Source organism: Pseudoalteromonas rubra (genome assembly GCF_000967655.1).
GTDB lineage: Bacteria > Pseudomonadota > Gammaproteobacteria > Enterobacterales > Alteromonadaceae > Pseudoalteromonas > Pseudoalteromonas rubra_A.
Genome location: NZ_JXYA01000042.1, coordinates 26,951 through 45,194, shown reverse-complemented (window position 1 = coordinate 45,194; position 18,244 = coordinate 26,951). Strand labels below are relative to the sequence as shown.

The window sequence follows — 18,244 nt, the reverse complement described above, 5'->3', positions numbered from 1 at the left end:
TGTGCCGGGTTATCGTTGCTTTTCAGCGAAACCTTCGCTTTTTCAGTACCATAGCCTTACATTAAGTTGGCCCTATTTTTTTCCCAATTGTCATCTTTTATCACTTGGCATTTCATAAAACTGTCATACTTAGTCATAATAATGAAACCCACTTCGGTAACGTAAGAGATAAATGGGAATGTCACGTAAAGTACTGGTAGTTGATGACGAAGCGCCGATCAGAGAAATGTTGGTGTTTGTGTTGGAACAAAATGGTTTTCAGGCCATTGAAGCTGAAGACTATGATTCTGCAATTGCAGCTATGGTTGAGCCTTATCCTGATATGGTGCTATTGGATTGGATGTTGCCAGGCGGCAGCGGTATCCAGATTGCCAAGAAATTTAAACAAAGCGAATACACCAGACAAATCCCCATTATTATGCTGACAGCACGTGGTGAGGAAGAAGATAAGGTCAAGGGATTGGAAGTGGGTGCTGACGACTACGTTACTAAACCTTTCTCTCCTAAAGAATTGATGGCGCGCATTAAAGCGGTTATGCGTCGGGTTTCTCCGACGTCATTAGAAGAAGCCATTGAAGTACATGGGTTACGCCTTGACCCAATTTCACACCGAGTGACCTCAGCGGGTAACGAGCTGGAAATGGGTCCAACGGAATTCAGATTACTTCACTTCTTTATGACGCACCCGGAGCGGGTCTACAGCCGTGAACAGCTGCTGGATCATGTGTGGGGCACCAATGTGTATGTTGAAGATCGTACTGTTGATGTTCATATCCGTCGTCTGCGTAAAGCGATTGCACCGCTCGGTCACGATCGCCTGGTACAAACAGTACGTGGTGCTGGTTATCGCTTCTCAAGCAAGCTGTAAAGCATCTGGCGCTGTGGTAGGCTAGCCATGGCGCATTCTCTTTAGGATCATTTTGTATGTATAGGGTGATTGATAAACAGGCGTTATTAAAACGCCTGTTTTTGTATTTTCTGCCATTAACCCTGATTGGGATCTTGCTTGGCGCACCATTTGTCTTGCTTTTTATCGGTGCCATGGTTTTGCTGATCTGGCATTACCAACAGTTGTACCGCTTAAGTGATTGGTTGATCAATCAGCGCAGTTTTAACCCGCCGGAAGGATCGGGTGCCTGGGAGCAGATCTTTGAAGGGATCTATCAGTTACAGCATCGCAATCGCAAGAAGCGCAATGAGCTGGCTGAATTGATCCGACGTTTTCGTGAAGGGGCCGAAGCCGTGCCCGATGCCGTGATAGTGATGCAGCAGGATCTTAGCATCGTCTGGTGTAACCAGCTTGCTTTAAAGGTACTGGGTTTGCAGTGGCCAACCGATCATGGCCAGCGTCTTGATAATCTCATTCGCGATCCTAAGTTCGTTAAATATATGCAGGCTCATGACTTTCATGATCCCCTGGAGATGGAATCGGGGCATGGCGGAGAGCGCGTATTAGAGTTCCGTGTGATGCCTTATGCCGAGCAGCTTATGATGGTGGTGCGAGACATTTCCAGGCTGAAGCAGCTGGAGCAAATGCGCAAAGACTTTGTCGCCAACGTGTCTCATGAATTGCGTACCCCACTCACTGTGGTCACCGGTTATCTGGAGATGATGGAAGGCGACCAGATACCGCCCCCAGCAATGTGGAATAAAGCGCATCACACCATGATAGAGCAGTGCAAGCGAATGGACAGCCTGGTTAATCAGCTGCTCTCCTTATCGCGCATTGAAGGACAACGTAATCAGGACAACGACAAGGCCGTGAATGTGCCTGCAATGCTGAAGCTCATCCAGACCGAAGCCAATTCGCTGAATCAGGAAAAAGATCACGAAATTGCATTTAACGTCGACCCGGACCTGGATATTAAAGGGTGTGTGGATGAGTTACGCAGTGCCTTTTCTAATCTGGTGTTTAATGCCATTCATTATACTAAACCTGGCGGAAACATTACCGTGAACTGGTTTATAGACGGCGAGCGACCGCGCTTTTCTGTGATTGATAATGGCGATGGGATTGCTCCTGAGCACATTAATCGGCTGACTGAACGATTCTACCGGGTTGATAAGGCACGCAGCCGTAAAACCGGTGGTTCCGGGCTCGGTCTGGCCATCACCAAGCACGTGTTGTCGCGCCATGATTCGCATCTGGAAATCGACAGTACACTGGGCAAAGGCTCGTGTTTCTCATTTGCCTTCGAAAAAGAAAAACGTATTTTTATGACAAATACTGAAAGTCATAAAAGTGTCATTTGAGAGTAATTTTATTGTCATTTGTTTTCTGCACAATGTGCTCAGAAATTAAATGGGAAGAACATTTGGAGTGACCCCAATGAAATTTAAAAGCTTAGTTGCCGCAATGGGTGTGGCTGTAACAACACTGGTATCTGCTCAAGCCTCTGCACTTGATAAGAATCTACCTGAGTACAACAAAACCAGCGGTATCTCTGGTAACTTTTCATCTGTGGGCTCTGACACGCTGGCTAACATGATGACGTTCTGGGCAGAAGAATACAAACGTATTTACCCTAACGTAAACATTCAAATCCAGGCTGCGGGTTCTTCTACAGCGCCACCGGCTCTGACAGAAGCAACGGCAAACTTCGGCCCTATGAGCCGTAAGATGAAGTCGAAAGAAATCGAAGCGTTTGAAAAGCGCTATGGTTACAAGCCGACTGAAGTACGGGTTGCTATCGATGCACTGGCTGTATTTGTACACAAAGATAACCCAATCCAGGGTCTGCGTATCGACCAGGTAGATGCTATCTTCTCATCAACACGTAAATGTGGTGCGTCTGAGCAGGTTGAGCGCTGGAGCGACTTAGGTCTGTCTGGTGACTGGGGTAGCAAAGATATCCAGTTGTACGGACGTAACTCGGTATCTGGTACTTACGGTTACTTTAAGAAAAAAGCCCTGTGTAAAGGCGACTTCCGTAACAACGTAAACGAACAGCCTGGTTCTGCTTCTGTGGTTCAGTCAATCTCTTCTTCTGTGAACGCGATTGGTTACTCAGGTATTGGTTATAAGACATCAGGTGTACGTACAGTACCTCTGGCGAAGAAAGGCGATAACTTTGTTGATGCAACACTGGATAATGTTGCTAAGGGCAAATACCCGCTGTCTCGCTTCTTGTACCTATACGTGAACAAGCACCCGAACAAGCCGTTGTCGCCAATCGAAGCGGAATTCCTGAAAATGGTGCTGTCGAAAGAAGGTCAAAAGATTGTAGAGAAAGATGGTTATGTACCACTTTCTAGCCAGCTTGCAAGCAAAGAGCTTAAAAAGCTGGGTCTGCTATAAGCATTGCATGGAAAGAAAAAACCGCTCACTGAGCGGTTTTTTTATGTCTGTTTTTTAAAACGCGTATTTTAAAAAAGTACATTAATACAAGGAACTGTTGCGAGACTGCTGCGTGAGCTGTTCAGCCTGCGCTTTGCACTGGTTAAAGGACTCGATGCACTGATCACTGCATACTTGCATGGCCAGTGACTGCGGGTTAGCCCGTTGCTCACAGCTTTGCTCACACTGATAATTTTGCTGTGCGCACTGGTTCAGCTCCGGAGAGTTGGTATTGCTGCAGCCTGCTGCCAGTAGCAAGGCGATAATCGATATCTGTGGTTTCATAAGACAGTCCCTGCAAGAGAGTAAATAAGGTGAGGATCCCATCGCGCTTTTTTGCCAAGCGGCGGGATCCTTTACATTGTTATGCGTCGGAGAGGATCTGGATATTGTCGATTAGTCTCACCTTTTCCAGGTAAGCGGCAGCCAGGATCACAAACTCGCTGTCTTCCAGTGTAGCAGGTTTTAGGTTCTGTCTTTGTGCAATCGAGAAGTAATCGGGTTTGAGGCCTGCGGCTTCTAGCCTGGACTTTGCTGTCTGCTCCAGCACTGCAAAATCGCGCGCGCCATCCTGGAGCTGCTGCGCCGTGTCACTCAATACCTGATAGAGTACTTTCGCCGTGTCTTTTTGTTGCTCTGACAAGTAGCCGTTACGTGAGCTCATTGCCAGTCCGGAAATTTCCCGCTGCGTAGGGACACCAATGATTTCAATCGGCATCGACAAGTCCTGCACCATGGTCTTGATAACCTGAAGCTGCTGATAGTCTTTTTCACCAAAGCAGGCAAAGTCGGGCTGCACCAGGTTAAATAACTTAGTGACGACCGTTGCAACGCCTCTGAAGTGGCCGCTACGGCTGCCGCCGCAATAGCCTTCGGATACACCTGGTACATCGACATAGCTCTGTGTGTCGAGGCCGTTTGGATAGATAGCCTCGACGCTTGGGGTAAAGACGATGTCTGTGTCCAGCTCGGCCAGCCCCTGTTTGTCCTGAGTGAGCGTACGCGGATAGTTATCCAGATCTTCGTTGGCACCAAATTGCATCGGATTGACGAAAATACTGACCACCACTTTGTCTGCCAGGGTTTTGGCCCTTTCAACCAGTGAAAAATGCCCCTGGTGCAAATTGCCCATGGTCGGCACAAAGGCAATACTTTGTCCTTGTTGCCGCCAGGCTTTAATTTGGCTACGCAGAGATTTTATTTCTGTAATTGATTGCATTAGTTAAACTCGTGTTCCTGAGAGGGAAATGCACCACTTTTAACATCGGTGCAGAACTTTTCGACCGCTGCTGGCATATTGCCAGTCTCGGCGAGGAAGTTTTTCGAAAACTTAGGAATATAGCCTGCCGAGATACCAACCAGGTCATGCATCACCAGGATCTGGCCATCGGTGTCTTTACCCGCACCGATCCCAATGACCGGAATGCTCAGCGCTTCGCTGATCCGTTTTGCTAGTGCAGAAGGAATACACTCTACCACTAACAGCTGGGCGCCCGCTTGTTCCAGCGCAATGGCGTCGGCGATCATTTTTTCTGCCTGTGCATCTTCACGGCCCTGAATTTTAAATCCGCCAAAGACATTGACTGATTGCGGGGTCAGGCCTAAATGGCCGCATACCGGAATACCTTGCTGCGTCAGCATGCGAATAGAATCAAGCAGCCATTCGCCGCCTTCCAGTTTGACCATGTTGGCCCCTGAGCGCATCAAAGTCGCGGCGTTTTCGCACGCTTGCGCCGGGTTGGCATAGCTCATAAAGGGCATATCGGCTATCACAAACAGCTCTTTACTACCGGCACGAACACAACGGGTATGATAAGCGATATCTGTGGTGGTAACCGCCAGCGTATCTTCACCACCTTGTAATACCATGCCCAGAGAGTCGCCTACCAGGATAATATCAACACCATTGTCGTAAAACAGTTTGGCAAAGCTGGCATCATATGCGGTCAGTGCCGTGATTTTTGTTCCTTCACGTTTTTTCTTGGCCAATGTTGAAACGGTTACTTTAGCCATATTTCCCCCTTTGTGATCAATTCAATACTGAGCACACTGTGTCGCTCAGGTTTTGCTATGCAAGCGATGCGGCTTCGTCGTACTGACTAATGGCAGTCAGTCCGTTATGTGGTAAAGACGCCGCGATGTCTGCCAGTGCCTGTCCGCCTGGTAAAGTGAGTTTGGGGGCAATCTCCAAAAGAGGGAAGACCACAAATTCACGTTCACATAATCCATAATGTGGCACGGTTAATCGTTGCGTTGCTATTTGTGCATCGTTGTACAGCAGAATATCTAAGTCTAAGGTGCGAGGACCCCAACGTTCGGCTTTGCGCACTCGGCCATGTTGCAGCTCAATTTGCTGGAGCAAGTCGAGTACGTCAATGGCGGATAATTGCGTCGTGAGCTTTGCCACAGCGTTGACATAGTCGGGCTGGTCCTGCGGACCCATAGGTTTTGAAGCATAAAAGCTGGAGACCTGCGCCAGCGTGAGTTCCTGCGATTTACTCAGGGCGTCAAGCGCATTACGTAGCTGTGCCTCAGGGGCGTTGAGATTCGCCCCCAGTCCAATATAAACGGTGTTCATGATTCCGGATTAGGTTTTCTGCGTGGTTTGTTTCTGGGACGGCGTCTGCGTCTTTCCGAGCCGCCTGAGCGCTGGCCGAGGTTTTTCACCATCTCTTTTTGTCCAGACACGTCTTGTTGTAAATAATCGGTCCACCAGTTTGCTAACTCTTGCTGGTCCGTTTCACCACTTTCTACCCGCAGCAGCAAGAAGTCGTAACCCGCTTTAAATCTGGGTTGCAAGCTGAGGCGATAGGCTCGCTGACCGCCGCGTTTGTCGAGTCGTTGCTGAATATGCCAGATATCGCGCGCGCCCAGTGTAAAGCGTTTTGGTACGGCGATATGGCGGGCATTTTCGGCCAGAATCTGGCTGATTGCCTGCATAAAGGCGTCGTATTCATTCATGCCTTCAGCGGTGAGCGTGTTGCAACGGTCGCGCAACGGGAACCACAACAGTGCGGCATAAATAAAGGCTGGCGTGACCTTCTTATCGGCATTGATACGCTCATCCGTATTGGCAAACATTTTGCGGATAAAGGTCGTTTCAAATTCGCTCTGCGGGTTATCTAAAATCGCATCTAAGGCTGGAAACAGCTGTTTAAACAAGCCGTATTTTCTCAGCATCAAAAAGTTGGCTTCGGCCTTGCCGCCCAAAAAGAGTTTCAGGGTTTCTTCAAACAGGCGCGCCGCAGGAATGTTACCCAGCAAAGGCGCTAATTCAGCAATAGGCGCTTCAGTCGGACCGGCAATGGTCATATCCAGCTTAGTGGCAAAGCGCACAGCACGCAGCATCCGCACGGGGTCTTCGCGGTATCGGGTTTCAGGGTCGCCGATCAGTTCGATTTTACGATGCTCAATGGCCGCAATACCACCGGCAAAGTCCCGAATGCTGAAGTCGTTAATTGAGTAGTAAAGTGCATTAATTGAAAAGTCGCGACGTTGTGCATCTTCTTCAATGGTGCCATACACGTTATCGCGCAGCAGCTGACCTTGATCGCTAGACTGACTGGTCGGATCCGGATTGTCCTGAGCCTGGTGGTGCCCACGCATGGTCGCTACTTCGATGATCTCACGGCCGAAAACAATGTGCGCAAGGCGAAAGCGGCGGCCGATCAAGCGACAGTTACGAAACAGCTTTTTAACTTGTTCAGGTGTTGCGTTGGTCACTACGTCGAAATCTTTGGGCTCAATCCCTAACAAAATATCACGAATACAACCACCGACCAGGTAGGCATCATAGCCTCCGTCTTTCAGTCGGTATAATACTTTGATTGCATTGGGGCTAAATTGTTTGCGCGAGATAGCATGCTCACTGCGTGGAATTAACACAGGTGTAGTGCTGCATGTCACGGTTCCTACCGGATCTTTGCCTTTAACTATCTGACGGCAAAGCTTAATAATTTTGGAAATAATAACCACTCTCCTAACGACCCTGAACAATCAATAATGCGTGTAAAAATGCCTGCAATCATGCATGCACACTCGCCATACGGCCATAGAACTTATTTTAGTTTGTATAGTGTAGGCGAATTAACGAGGCCCGCTATCATATACTCAAATGGGGTCAAATTGAAGGAGCGGGGGCGGATTCATGCTTAAAAATCCAACATAGTAGTGAACCTTCAGGTTTGGCCCAAATCAGCCCGCTGGGCTCAGGCCGTTAACCCGGTAAAATCATAGTGGCCGTCTTGGTGCAAAGAGACCTGGATCTCGCGATGACGCGGCAAAGCCTGTAGTGAAAAATGCTGCTGCGCCCAGCTTAAGATCTGTGCTACTGAGTGCTGTTGTAAATCCGCCGGGACAGGTAAGCCCAGAAACCCTAAAGCGGCGCACAACGCTGGCTGTGGCTGGGTATTATCGATTGCGGGTGCATGATTTTGCTTAGATAATTTAAAGCCAGGCTGAGCCACCGCAAGCGAGACATGGGCATAGTCTGGGGCTGCACCACTAAGCTGCCTGAACAGGCCGATTTGGCGCGCGGTGGGCTCTAACAAGTCGGCACCGCGCACAACCCGGGTGATCTGCTGGTCAATGTCATCGACCACCACCACTAACTGATAGGCAAACAGGCCATCGCGGCGTTTTACAATATAATCTTCTTCGGCCAGTGCTCTATTTAGCTCGACTTCGCTCTGAAGGAGGTCGGTAAATGCATAAACCGGCTGGGTTTGAATAAGCCGCAGTGCATTGCCTTGTGCCGTTAACTGACGATCCCGACAGTGGTTGTCATAAGTACCGCCACGTTGCTTAAGCACCTTGCGAGTACAGCTGCATGGATAGGTGAGATCTGCTTTACTGAGCTGTGCCAGCACATCCTGGTATAAGTCGTGACGCTGACTTTGATATACCACCTCGCCATCCCAGTGCAGGCCATAGGCTTCAAGAGTCCTGAGAATGTCATCGGCAGCACCGGCAACCACGCGAGGCGTGTCGATGTCTTCCATGCGAACCAACCATTGGCCCTGATTGACTTTGGCATCCAGGAAACTTGCAAGGGCGGCTATCAGAGAGCCGAAGTGCAGTGCACCGGAGGGAGAGGGAGCAAATCGACCTCGATAGCTCCCGGACAGATAATCGCTATTAAACTGGGGTAGCATAGCTAAGACAAACGTACGTTAGCCTCGGCCCTGTTGTTTTTCTTTTATTTCTGCAATTGATTTACAGTCTACGCACAGGTCCGCTGTCGGGCGGGCCTCAAGGCGACGAATGCCAATTTCAATGCCACATGAATCACAATAACCGAAGTCGTCGTCTTCGATCAGTTGCAGTGTTTTTTCAATTTTCTTGATCAGCTTACGTTCGCGGTCACGTGTACGCAGTTCCAGCGAGAACTCTTCTTCCTGTGCCGCACGATCGACTGGATCAGGGAAGTTTGCCGCTTCATCTTGCATATGCGTTTTGGTGCGGTCAACTTCGTTACGAAGATCGCTACGCCACGCTTCCAGTAATTTTTTGAAATGCGCACGTTGTGCGTCATTCATATATTCTTCACCCGGCTTTTCCTGATAAGGTTCTAAACCGGCTTGAGCCAACAACCCTAGTTTTTTCTGGTCTGGCATAGCATTCTCCTAAATCCTTAATAAACAACCCCAGCTAACGCCGGCGGCTATAGATAGCAAAATCTTTACCCCTTGGCAAACACTTTTTGCTTGTTAGACCACTCCCGGTTTGAAGGCATGATCGGAATCACAAAAGCGCGACTGATGGGGGTCACACTGACATTTGCAGCTATATGGAGGCAATTTTTTCACTTTCAAGCTTAATACTCATTATACTGCACAATTTATGCCGCCAGATCACTGCCTGGCATGGCACTCGCTTAACGTATTGCGAAGGGGAGTGCTTCGCTCAGTGTGATGTCTTGCGTTGATACCTGAGCCCGGTAGGCATAAATCTCGACGCCCTGCGCCTGTGCTTCCTCAATCAGCGTGGCATATTGGCTGTCAATGTGCGCTGCTGGCTTCACACTGCTGATGCCGTTGTGCATGACAACAAACAATAGCACGGCGCGCATCCCTTGTTGTCGGATCTGCATAAGTTCGCGCAGATGCTTTTGACCGCGCAGTGTCTGGGCATCCGGAAAATAGCCTTGCCCTTGTTCAAGCAAAGTGACGGATTTTACTTCTATATAGCAATCGGGTTTGTCTTCGTCCTGGAGCAGGATATCGATGCGACTATTCTCCGTGCCATATTTTACCTCGCTGCGCTGGGTTTGGTAGCCGCTAAGCTGTGGGATCACATCCTGCGTAATGGCTTCAATGGCGACCTTATTGGCCAGAGCGGTGTTGACACAAATAAGTTCACCCGCTTGATTTTCAGTGAGCTCCAGTGAGTGAGGATATTTGCGTTTTGGGTTGTCACTGGTGGAATAATACGCTGTGAATCCCGAGTCGGCACAGCCCGTCATCTTACCGGTGTTAGCGCAGTGCACGGTGAATTCCTGTTGGGTGTCACTGCGTAAATCAACCAAAAAGCGTTTATACCGTTTTAGCAGGGTGGCTTTAGCCAGGGGGGCGTGAAACTTCATAGATTAATCGCATTCATTTGGGGCATTTTGCTCGCTAGTGTACACTGCAAATTACTAATAAGCGCAAGAGTGAAATCATATATGGCTGATAAATTTATTGTTCGACTGACGGATCAGGCCCCGGCGGCACACTGGGGCGGCAATGCGACTATATCCTACGATCAGGACGGTGCACTGGTACACCTGAGTGAGCAGGAGACACTGAAGACCATTCAAAAAGCAGGCCGTAGTGTGGCACAGCAAGGGATCCTGGCGGTTGAGCTGCAAGGGGATGCCTGGTGCACTGAATCTCAGTGGGCATTTTATCAGGGCTTTGTCAGCCCGAAGCTGCTAGATGGCGTGACTTTCTGTGACAATGCCCAGTCTGACCTGGCTGAGTTACAAGCGTTGAAAACGGCTGCTATCTGGACGCGCCAGATGATCAATGGCACGGCAGAAGACATTTATCCGGAAAGCCTGGCCGGTAAAGCGGCTGAGTTTATTCAATCTCTGGCACCAGAGAATGTGAGCTATCAAATCATCAAAGGCAAAGCGCTGCTTGAGCATCAGTGGATTGGGATCCATGAAGTGGGTCGTGGCAGTGAGCGCCCGCCTGTGTTACTGGAACTGGATTTCAACCCAACCGGCGATGAAGACGCTCCGGTTGCGGCTGCGCTGGTTGGTAAAGGGATCACCTTTGACTCGGGTGGTTACTCAATCAAGCCAAGCGAAGGCATGTTGACCATGAAATGCGACATGGGCGGTGCCGCGACGGTCACTGCGGGTCTGGCGATCGCCATTCAGCGTGGCATCGACAAGCGCATTAAACTGTGCCTGTGTTGTGCTGAAAACCTGATCTCAGGTCATGCGTACAAGTTGGGGGACATCCTGACCTATAAAAACGGTACAACGGTTGAAATCGTCAATACTGATGCTGAAGGGCGTCTGGTTCTGGCCGATGGTCTGATGGCGGCTGGCGAAACCGGCGCGCCTTTGATCATTGATGCGGCAACCCTGACTGGCGCGGCATTGATGGCGGTAGGCCAGGAATACAATGCCTTGTTCGGTCTGGACAAAGAGCTGGTCGGTGATGTGCAGCAATATGCGCAGGAAGAGTTTGAAGCGGCCTGGCCGTTGCCACTGGAAAAATGGCATCAGAACAACTGTCCATCTGCCTATGCGGACACCGCGAACAGCCGTGCACAAAAAGGCGGCGGTTATGGTGGTGCTTCGAATGCGGCTGGTTTCTTGTCTCGCTTTGTACCAAACGAAGGGCAAGGCTGGGTGCACATCGACCTGGCGGCCTCGTTCCAGAACAATGCCGGCTCTCAGTGGGCTGCGGGTGCAACAACCTTAGGTATGCGTACCGTTGCGCGCACACTGCAAGCGAAAGCCTGATAGCCAGTTAGCGCTATGAAAAAGCCCCGCCACGGGGCTTTTTTATGACAGTAAGGCCGCGGCCAGACGAACAAAGTCTGAAGAGGTCAGAATGCCCAGCAACTTGCCATCCTCGTCTGTGACCGGCATACAGCCATGGCGGTTATCAACAAAAAAGCGTACCACTTCTTGCAGGCTCTGGTGTGGCCGTACACTGGCAAAGTCGGTGGCCATCACTTCGGCAACCTTTTGTTGTTTTTCTTTGCGTTCCAGTGCGTTGGTGCCATAGGTGGCAATGATCCCCATCACTTTCGCAATCATGATCTTTTGTGTCAGCATACCAACCAGCATGCCATCGTCGTCAATCACGGGAATATGGCGAATGTTCTTTTCGCGCATCAGGTTATGCGCATCGTTGAGGTTATTGGTTTTACTGACTGCCAGTGGATCTGGGGTCATTAAATCGGCAACTGTGGTTAACATAAGCACTTCCTTAAAACGAACATGAAATCTGTATTAAGTCTAGCCGACGCAGGCGGCACATGAGTGGTGCCAGATCAATTTTGGCTGATTTTATACCAATTTGCTTAATTAAGGGTTCTATTTTGAGGCGAGAAAATAGGGTCGATAACTAGGCAAAAATTTTGATGTTTAGTCGTTCTAAATAAGAAATTTTTAACACCGTTAGCGTCACATTTGCTCCTTCAAATTGAACAGGTATTAAGTGAAATTGGTATTATTCCGAGGTTTGGGATGTGTGCTTGACGGCTGCTAATTGGATGTACTTGTGTTCAACCAGCTGTGACAGCGGAACCAGTTCAATGCCTTCGCTGGCCAGCTCGCTCAGTGCCGTGGCAAGAAACGCCCGGGTTTGTGGGTAGGGGTGTGCTATCCCGATGGCATAGCCCTGCTGATGGGCCAAAGCTTTAAGCTGATCAAACTGCTTGCGCAGCGCATCCGGATGGGTTTGATTGTCTAAAAACACATGGCGGGCGACGTTGGCAACGCCATACAGGTTTGCCACATGCTGAGCCTGGCTGAGCTCGGTGGTGCGGCTATCAAGAAAGTACAGCCCGCGTTTTTTCAGCAGCTCCATAGTCCATTTCATCGGCTCAATGTATTGGGTCAATGCCGAGCCCATATGATTGTTGACTCCCTTTACCTGAGGCAGGGTGGCCAGTGCGTGTCCCAGGGTGGTTTGCAGCTGCCATTTACGCATATCCAGCGTCAGGCCGCCTGGCCCCAACGTTTTGTCTTCGAGGGCTTGCATGGGAATGTGTAACAGTAATTCGCGGCGTTTGTGGCTCGCCTGATAGGCAAAGCGCTGCGAAAAAGGGGTATGGGGTAAAATGGCGTAGCTAAGTTGGCCGGGCAAATCCAGCAGTTCTAAGTCACGTTCGTGATATCCAATGTCATCGATGACGATGGCAACCTGGTTGCCATAGCTTGGTGCCGCGCAGAGAAAAAGCACCAAAAAGCTCGTTATAAGTAAGCGCACTATCCTGAATTATTGTTGTAAATTATGATTTTGTAATAGCTTTTCCGCTTTTTGCCAATGTTTATCTAGGTTGGCAATAAAGGTTTTTCTGACCTTTTTTTCACCAGCCATTATAGCGTCTTTATCCAGTTCTAAAAGCACTTGTTTACTAAAAACCACATCGGGCTGGATCCCGGTTCCTTCAATGGACTGCCCCGAGGGGGTAAAGTAGCGAGCGGTGGTCAGTTTAAGTGCCGTGGTGCCGTTGCCTATAGGGATGAGCGATTGCACAGAGCCCTTGCCATAGGAGCGGTTGCCGAGGATCAGCGCACGACTGTTGTCTTGCAGTGCGCCTGCCAGGATTTCGGCTGCCGATGCGGATTGCTCATTGATCAGTACCAGCATGGGCGCGCCGTTGAGTATATCGCCCTGGGCGGCAAAAAAGCGTTGATTGGCATCATAAAAGCGGCCGCGGGTGGACACTATGGTGCCGCCCTGAAGAAACAGATCTGAGATAGCCACCGCACTGTTGAGTGTGCCGCCCGGGTTGTCTCTTAAATCAATGATCAGTCCTTTAAGTGGCTGGCCCAAATGGCTGTTGAGCATGCTGATATGGCGGGCAATGTCGTGATAACTGTGATTGTTGAAGCTGCTCAGCAGCACGTAACCTATCCCGCCGGGCAAGAGCTGGCTGGAAACACTGCGCAGCGTGATTTGCTGCCGTCTGAGGGCAAGGGTCACTTCCGCATTAGCACGCTCAACGGTCAGCTGAATGGTCGAGAACTGGGCTTCACGTAGCAGTTTAGACACTTCTGCAATGGTCTTTCTTTTTACATCATGGGTATTGATGGCGACCAGTTTATCACCGCCTTCGATACCGGCTGCTTCCGCCGGAGAGCCTGGCAAAGTATCAACAATGACCACGCCATCCTCAACTTCTTCGACTTCAATACCCAGTCCGGTGTAGCGGCCATTGGCGGCGCTGAACAGGGCTTCCAGCTCATGTTCGTCCAGGTACTTTGAATAGTCATCAAGCTGAGTGAGTAACTCGCCAAAGTTGTCTTTCCTGACATGGCTCAGTGGCAGATCTTCCACGTAATAGGTATGAATATGGTAGAGGATCTCATCGATTTGCTCGCTGGAAAGCTGTCTGGCACTCAGTGGCAGACACACTAGACTGAGCACTAGGCCAAATAAAAATAGCCAGTGCCACAGGCGGTCTTTAATAGGTTGAACACATGGAGTCATCATATGCTGCTCCTCACTGGGGGGCAGCATCGGTTAGTCAGTTAACTGGATCTGCACCATTTTACTGGATCAACAGCGCTTCCCTTATGCCGTATTTCGAAGTATAGACCAGGATCGGTTTGTCCGCCGCTTTGTCCTACCAGGGCAATGGGTTCGCCCGGCATCACCTGATCGCCCACATCTTTAAGCAGGGTCTGGGCATGACCATACAGGCTCATAAAGCCCTCCCCGTGATCTAATACGATGACCCAGCCAAAACCGTTCAACCAGTCGGCATAGACCACCTGACCCGGCGCCACACTGTTGACCGGTGTGCCATTGCTACCTCGGATCACCACGCCTTTCCAGTTCATGCCAACGTGCTTACGCTGACCAAATTTGTGTTTCAGGCGGCCATCCAGCGGCCAGGCAAGCTTGCCCTTTAATCTTTGCAGCCCTTGCAGTTGTGCCACATATTGCTCGGGGCTGGCGGCCTGCTCGGCGGCTAAGGACTCCAGGGTCGAAATTAAGGTTTGCTCGTTTTCTTCCAGATAGGCAATCGCGGCTTTGGCCTGACTGAGTTTATCGTTGAGCTTTGCCAGGTGGGTCTTGCGTGCGTTTTGCGCCAGCAGCAATTCGTCCTGACGGGCTTTTTGCTGACCTTGTAACGCTTGTAGTTGCTTCTTTTTACGCTCCAGCTGTGCACTGTTTTCCGCAAGTTTGGCAAATACAGTCTTAAGCGCTTCAAGCTGAGCAATGCGGGCCTGGTTAAAGTAGTCATAGTAGCTGATGGTGCGTTCCAGCGCCGCAGCATGCTGTTGGTTCAGCAGCATCTTGGAATAATCGTGACTGCCCGTGACATAGGCACTTTTAAGTTGCGCAGCAAGCAGGCGCTGGAGGCGTTTTTTTTGCTGCTCGAGCTGCTTGGCTTCGCGTTGCAGCGTGTATTGCTGCTGTTTGTTTTCGCTGATCCCTTGTTCGGTCAGTGCCAGTGCTTTCGCACTTTTGGCAATTTCCAGCTCAAAGGATTGCAGGGTGCTCTGTAGCGCACTAAAGCTGGCCTGTTGTTGCTGATAAGCGGCCTGGCTCTTTTTTAGCTCGGCCTGCACCGCCGCCAGATCGGCTTTGGTGCGGGTTTCGTTTGTCTGCCCGGTGAAGGGCAGCAACAAACAGACCGAGAGTACAGCAAGCGTACGGCGCATAGATTACTTCAGCCGCATGACAGGTGAGCCAGTCATTTCCTCGGGTTGTGGCATACCCAGCAGGTGCAACATGGTCGGGGCGACATCGCTCAGCGTTTTACCCGTTTGTGGCTCAGCATCGCGGCCAACATAGATGAACGGCACCGGCTCGCTGGTATGCGCAGTATGGGCCTGACCGGTTTTGTTGTTGACCATCTGCTCTGCGTTACCGTGATCTGCAGTGATCAGGGCTTCGCCGCCGACTTCTTCCAGTGCAGCTACAACACGGCCAATACAGGCATCAACGGCTTCACAGGCTTTCACGGCGGCCTCAAACACCCCAGAGTGGCCAACCATGTCGCCATTTGGATAGTTACAGATGATCACATCGTGCTCACCACTGTGAATGGCTTCGACCAGCTTATCGGTCAGCAGGGCAGAGTTCATTTCAGGCTGCAGGTCGTACGTGGCGACCTGAGGCGACGGGATCAGTTCGCGTTTTTCGCCGTCGAACAGTTCTTCACGACCACCGCTGAAGAAGAAGGTCACATGGGCGTACTTTTCGGTCTCGGAAATACGCAGCTGCGTTTTGTTGTGTTTTGCCAGCCATTCGCCCAGTACATTGGTGAGTTTTTCCGGGGCAAAGGCGATGGGCGCGTTAATATCGGCCGCGTATTCCGTCATCATCACAAAACCACTTAACGCCGGAGCTTTTTGTTTGCTGAAACCGTTAAAGTCGGTATCCACAAACGCGCGGGTCATCTGGCGGGCGCGGTCAGCACGGAAGTTGAGGAAGATCAGCGTATCGCCATCATTAATGGTGGCTGCTTCCTGCGCTTGGGCGGCAATCACGGTGGCCTTCACAAATTCATCGTTTTCGTCGCGCTCATACGCTGCATTCAGGGCACTGACCCCATCAGCATAACGATATTCAGCCTGACCGCAAACCATCAGGTTGTAAGCCGCTTCTACGCGCTCCCAGCGGTTATCACGGTCCATCGCGAAGTAACGACCGACGATTGACGCCAGGCGGCCACACTTGAGTTCTGCGAACTTTGCTTCAATACGTTCAATTGAAGCCTGAGCACTGCGTGGTGGTGTGTCACGACCATCGAGGAAGGCGTGGAAGTAAACTGCTTTGGCACCGCGCTTGGCGGCAAGCTCAATGGCTGCAACAATATGGTCTTCATGGCTGTGTACACCACCTGGGCTCAACAGTCCCATCAGGTGGACGGCTTTACCAGCGGCTACGGCTTTGTCGATGTTCTCAACCAGTGCCGGGTTGTGCTCAAACTCACCGTCATCAATGGCTTTGGTAATACGTGTAAAGTCTTGATAAACAATACGGCCAGCACCAAGGTTGACGTGGCCGACTTCAGAGTTACCCATCTGACCGTCCGGTAGTCCTACATCTAAACCTGAACCAGAGATCAGCGTACGTGGACGCGTTTGCCAAAGTTCATCCAATACCGGGGTGTTGGCCGCCAGAATTGCATTGCTGTCAGCGTCTTCGCGGTATCCCCAGCCATCTAGGATCATTAATACCAGAGGTTTTTTCTTTGCAGTCATTTGGGCTCCTGAAACGTGCACGAAATCTGGCCATAGGATACCTTGTTTTATATGAATATTCAGCCCTCTGGGCGTGATTTATCCTCAACCACTTTAAAATTCATATCAGCCACGGGGGACGCTAAGCTGAGCTACATGGCTTGCTGTGAGCGAGCGCGTGCTATGCCTTGCTGGGGAGACATTACATCACAGATGTTTGTACCAGCGCCCGTAAGAAAGTATACTCGCGAGCAATTTCATTTTCCTGGTTGGTAAAGACAATATGGAACAATACATCGAGTTTTTAGGTAGAAATCCCATTCTCAGCATTATCTGGCTGGTTTTGGCGGCTATGTTGGTTTCAAGCTGGTTAAAAGGCATGTTTTCCAAGATCCTTCAGATCAATCCACAGCAGCTGACTATTTTGGTAAACCGTCAGGGTGGCCAGGTGTTTGACATGCGCGCGCAAAAAGAGTTTAACAACTCACGCATTGCGGGCAGTGAGCACATGAATGTGGAAAAAGCCAAACAAAATGATTTTGCAGGACTTGAAAAGTTCAAAACTAAGCCCATTATACTGGTGTGTAACACTGGCATGACCGCATCTGGCATTGCCAGCAACATGTATAAAGCCGGCTTTGAGCAAGTATATGTCTTGTCGGGTGGCTTTGGCGCCTGGCAAACAGCAGGCCTGCCAACCGCGTCGGGTAAATAGGAGTAAATATGAACCAAGTTGTTATTTATACAAAGGATTATTGTCCTTACTGTCACCGTGCTAAGGCGCTGTTGGATAGCAAAGGTGTCACATATACCGAGTATGATATCGGCGCTCAACCCGAGCTGCGTGAAGAGATGATCAACAAAGCCAACGGTGGCCACACGGTGCCGCAGATCTTCATCAAAGAGCAGCACATCGGCGGTTGCGATGACATGGTGGCGCTTGAAGCGCAAGGTAAGCTGGACGCATTACTGAAGTAATTTTTAGCACTGCGGGTACGGGCCCGCAGTGCTGCCCCACATTAAATAAAGACGAATAATTAGGAAGAACAATGACAGAGCAAAACAACGCAGCTGCTGCAGAAGAACAACAAGGTCCACAATTTAACATTCAACGCATCTACACCAAAGATGTGTCTTTCGAAACGCCGAATTCTCCGGCTATCTTCCAAAAAGAGTGGACGCCTGAAGTGAAGCTGGACATGGATACACGTTCTGCCAAGCTGGACGAAGGTGTATACGAAGTTGTTTTGGCACTGACTGTGACTGCGTCATTAGGCGAAGAGACCGCATTCCTGTGCGAAATTCAGCAAGCGGGTATTTTCTCAATCGGTGAACTGGAAGAGCTGCAAATGGCGCACATGTTAGGTGCATTCTGCCCGAACATTCTGTTCCCATACGCTCGTGAAGCCGTTGCTAGCCTGGTTAACCGTGGTACTTTCCCACAACTGAACCTGGCACCGGTTAACTTTGACGCGCTATTTGCTCAGTACATGCAGCAACGTGCCGCGCAAGAGCAACCTGCTGACGCATAAGTG

The 18,244-nt window shown here is 50.2% G+C and carries 20 protein-coding genes; 7 read left to right on the top strand and 13 right to left on the bottom strand.

Annotated elements, in window-relative coordinates:
• The first annotated feature begins 178 nt into the window (after positions 1-178).
• The 3 genes from phoB (at position 179) to TW77_RS17100 (ending at position 3,298) form a co-directional block, all read left to right on the top strand.
• Positions 179-868, top strand: coding sequence for a phosphate regulon transcriptional regulator PhoB (gene phoB, locus TW77_RS17110; RefSeq protein ID WP_010383464.1), 690 nt, complete (start codon positions 179-181; stop codon positions 866-868).
• Positions 869-924: 56 nt separating this feature from the next.
• Positions 925-2,253: a phosphate regulon sensor histidine kinase PhoR gene (phoR, locus tag TW77_RS17105; protein WP_046006197.1), complete on the top strand. Its 1,329-nt coding sequence runs from the start codon at positions 925-927 to the stop codon at positions 2,251-2,253.
• A gap of 76 nt (positions 2,254-2,329) precedes the next feature.
• Entirely contained in the window at positions 2,330-3,298 is a 969-nt protein-coding gene (locus tag TW77_RS17100; RefSeq protein WP_046006196.1) for a PstS family phosphate ABC transporter substrate-binding protein, read from the top strand.
• 81 nt (positions 3,299-3,379) lie between these two features.
• Here the strand turns inward: TW77_RS17100 and TW77_RS17095 are convergent, their stop codons facing one another.
• The 8 genes from TW77_RS17095 to sfsA all read right to left on the bottom strand — a co-directional run bounded on the left by TW77_RS17095 (position 3,380) and on the right by sfsA (position 9,920).
• Positions 3,380-3,622 carry a hypothetical protein gene (locus TW77_RS17095; protein ID WP_046006195.1) on the bottom strand — a complete coding sequence of 81 codons (243 nt, stop codon included), beginning with the start codon at positions 3,620-3,622 and terminating at the stop codon, positions 3,380-3,382.
• 79 nt (positions 3,623-3,701) lie between these two features.
• Positions 3,702-4,556, bottom strand: coding sequence for a pantoate--beta-alanine ligase (panC, locus tag TW77_RS17090; RefSeq protein ID WP_046006194.1), 855 nt, complete (start codon positions 4,554-4,556; stop codon positions 3,702-3,704).
• A complete protein-coding gene (gene panB / locus TW77_RS17085) occupies positions 4,556-5,350 on the bottom strand; it encodes a 3-methyl-2-oxobutanoate hydroxymethyltransferase (RefSeq protein WP_046006193.1) in 795 nt (264 codons plus the stop codon). Before panB ends, panC begins: the two co-directional genes overlap by 1 nt.
• Before the next feature lie 55 nt (positions 5,351-5,405).
• Entirely contained in the window at positions 5,406-5,915 is a 510-nt protein-coding gene (gene folK / locus TW77_RS17080) for a 2-amino-4-hydroxy-6-hydroxymethyldihydropteridine diphosphokinase (protein WP_046006192.1), read from the bottom strand.
• A complete protein-coding gene (gene pcnB, locus TW77_RS17075) occupies positions 5,912-7,273 on the bottom strand; it encodes a polynucleotide adenylyltransferase PcnB (protein WP_240479513.1) in 1,362 nt (453 codons plus the stop codon). The genes folK and pcnB overlap by 4 nt, the downstream gene beginning before the upstream one ends.
• A gap of 272 nt (positions 7,274-7,545) precedes the next feature.
• Positions 7,546-8,490, bottom strand: coding sequence for a tRNA glutamyl-Q(34) synthetase GluQRS (gluQRS, locus tag TW77_RS17070; protein WP_046006191.1), 945 nt, complete (start codon positions 8,488-8,490; stop codon positions 7,546-7,548).
• Between the two features lie 18 nt (positions 8,491-8,508).
• Complete coding sequence (gene dksA, locus TW77_RS17065; RefSeq protein WP_046006190.1) at positions 8,509-8,952, bottom strand: RNA polymerase-binding protein DksA; 444 nt, start codon at positions 8,950-8,952, stop codon at positions 8,509-8,511.
• A 260-nt stretch (positions 8,953-9,212) separates the two neighbouring features.
• Positions 9,213-9,920 carry a DNA/RNA nuclease SfsA gene (gene sfsA / locus TW77_RS17060; RefSeq protein ID WP_046006189.1) on the bottom strand — a complete coding sequence of 236 codons (708 nt, stop codon included), beginning with the start codon at positions 9,918-9,920 and terminating at the stop codon, positions 9,213-9,215.
• Between the two features lie 81 nt (positions 9,921-10,001).
• On the opposite strand from sfsA, the gene pepB reads away from it, so the two are divergent.
• Complete coding sequence (gene pepB, locus TW77_RS17055) at positions 10,002-11,297, top strand: aminopeptidase PepB (protein WP_046006188.1); 1,296 nt, start codon at positions 10,002-10,004, stop codon at positions 11,295-11,297.
• A gap of 42 nt (positions 11,298-11,339) precedes the next feature.
• Here pepB and TW77_RS17050 read toward each other — a convergent pair whose 3' ends face one another.
• The 5 genes from TW77_RS17050 to gpmM form a co-directional block, all read right to left on the bottom strand.
• On the bottom strand, positions 11,340-11,759 hold the full coding sequence (locus TW77_RS17050) for a CBS domain-containing protein (RefSeq protein ID WP_046006187.1): 420 nt from the start codon (positions 11,757-11,759) through the stop codon (positions 11,340-11,342).
• Between the two features lie 253 nt (positions 11,760-12,012).
• Positions 12,013-12,747 (bottom strand): divergent polysaccharide deacetylase family protein, encoded by a 735-nt coding sequence (locus tag TW77_RS17045; RefSeq protein ID WP_046006186.1) that lies wholly within the window; start codon positions 12,745-12,747, stop codon positions 12,013-12,015.
• A gap of 36 nt (positions 12,748-12,783) precedes the next feature.
• Positions 12,784-14,004: a S41 family peptidase gene (locus tag TW77_RS17040; RefSeq protein WP_052713248.1), complete on the bottom strand. Its 1,221-nt coding sequence runs from the start codon at positions 14,002-14,004 to the stop codon at positions 12,784-12,786.
• Positions 14,005-14,042: 38 nt separating this feature from the next.
• A complete protein-coding gene (locus tag TW77_RS17035; protein ID WP_046006185.1) occupies positions 14,043-15,182 on the bottom strand; it encodes a murein hydrolase activator EnvC family protein in 1,140 nt (379 codons plus the stop codon).
• Positions 15,183-15,185: 3 nt separating this feature from the next.
• Complete coding sequence (gene gpmM, locus TW77_RS17030) at positions 15,186-16,730, bottom strand: 2,3-bisphosphoglycerate-independent phosphoglycerate mutase (protein WP_046006184.1); 1,545 nt, start codon at positions 16,728-16,730, stop codon at positions 15,186-15,188.
• 262 nt (positions 16,731-16,992) lie between these two features.
• Between gpmM and TW77_RS17025 the strand changes: the two genes are divergently transcribed.
• The 3 genes from TW77_RS17025 (at position 16,993) to secB (ending at position 18,241) form a co-directional block, all read left to right on the top strand.
• Positions 16,993-17,424: a rhodanese-like domain-containing protein gene (locus tag TW77_RS17025; RefSeq protein ID WP_046006183.1), complete on the top strand. Its 432-nt coding sequence runs from the start codon at positions 16,993-16,995 to the stop codon at positions 17,422-17,424.
• A gap of 8 nt (positions 17,425-17,432) precedes the next feature.
• Positions 17,433-17,687, top strand: coding sequence for a glutaredoxin 3 (grxC, locus tag TW77_RS17020; RefSeq protein WP_046006182.1), 255 nt, complete (start codon positions 17,433-17,435; stop codon positions 17,685-17,687).
• Between the two features lie 71 nt (positions 17,688-17,758).
• Positions 17,759-18,241, top strand: coding sequence for a protein-export chaperone SecB (gene secB / locus TW77_RS17015; protein WP_046006181.1), 483 nt, complete (start codon positions 17,759-17,761; stop codon positions 18,239-18,241).
• Positions 18,242-18,244: the final 3 nt, after the last annotated feature.

Excerpts from the sequence above, each read along its gene's own strand:
- TW77_RS17100 (WP_046006196.1), top strand. The coding sequence starts at position 2,330 with ATGAAATTTAAAAGCTTAGTTGCCGCAATGGGTGTGGCTGTAACAACA.
- dksA (WP_046006190.1), bottom strand. The coding sequence starts at position 8,952 with ATGCCAGACCAGAAAAAACTAGGGTTGTTGGCTCAAGCCGGTTTAGAA.
- phoR (WP_046006197.1), top strand. The coding sequence starts at position 925 with ATGTATAGGGTGATTGATAAACAGGCGTTATTAAAACGCCTGTTTTTG.
- folK (WP_046006192.1), bottom strand. The coding sequence starts at position 5,915 with ATGAACACCGTTTATATTGGACTGGGGGCGAATCTCAACGCCCCTGAG.
- grxC (WP_046006182.1), top strand. The coding sequence starts at position 17,433 with ATGAACCAAGTTGTTATTTATACAAAGGATTATTGTCCTTACTGTCAC.
- pepB (WP_046006188.1), top strand. The coding sequence starts at position 10,002 with ATGGCTGATAAATTTATTGTTCGACTGACGGATCAGGCCCCGGCGGCA.
- sfsA (WP_046006189.1), bottom strand. The coding sequence starts at position 9,920 with ATGAAGTTTCACGCCCCCCTGGCTAAAGCCACCCTGCTAAAACGGTAT.
- TW77_RS17025 (WP_046006183.1), top strand. The coding sequence starts at position 16,993 with ATGGAACAATACATCGAGTTTTTAGGTAGAAATCCCATTCTCAGCATT.
- TW77_RS17050 (WP_046006187.1), bottom strand. The coding sequence starts at position 11,759 with ATGTTAACCACAGTTGCCGATTTAATGACCCCAGATCCACTGGCAGTC.
- TW77_RS17035 (WP_046006185.1), bottom strand. The coding sequence starts at position 15,182 with ATGCGCCGTACGCTTGCTGTACTCTCGGTCTGTTTGTTGCTGCCCTTC.
- TW77_RS17095 (WP_046006195.1), bottom strand. The coding sequence starts at position 3,622 with ATGAAACCACAGATATCGATTATCGCCTTGCTACTGGCAGCAGGCTGC.
- panB (WP_046006193.1), bottom strand. The coding sequence starts at position 5,350 with ATGGCTAAAGTAACCGTTTCAACATTGGCCAAGAAAAAACGTGAAGGA.
- secB (WP_046006181.1), top strand. The coding sequence starts at position 17,759 with ATGACAGAGCAAAACAACGCAGCTGCTGCAGAAGAACAACAAGGTCCA.
- gluQRS (WP_046006191.1), bottom strand. The coding sequence starts at position 8,490 with ATGCTACCCCAGTTTAATAGCGATTATCTGTCCGGGAGCTATCGAGGT.
- phoB (WP_010383464.1), top strand. The coding sequence starts at position 179 with ATGTCACGTAAAGTACTGGTAGTTGATGACGAAGCGCCGATCAGAGAA.
- gpmM (WP_046006184.1), bottom strand. The coding sequence starts at position 16,730 with ATGACTGCAAAGAAAAAACCTCTGGTATTAATGATCCTAGATGGCTGG.
- TW77_RS17040 (WP_052713248.1), bottom strand. The coding sequence starts at position 14,004 with ATGATGACTCCATGTGTTCAACCTATTAAAGACCGCCTGTGGCACTGG.
- panC (WP_046006194.1), bottom strand. The coding sequence starts at position 4,556 with ATGCAATCAATTACAGAAATAAAATCTCTGCGTAGCCAAATTAAAGCC.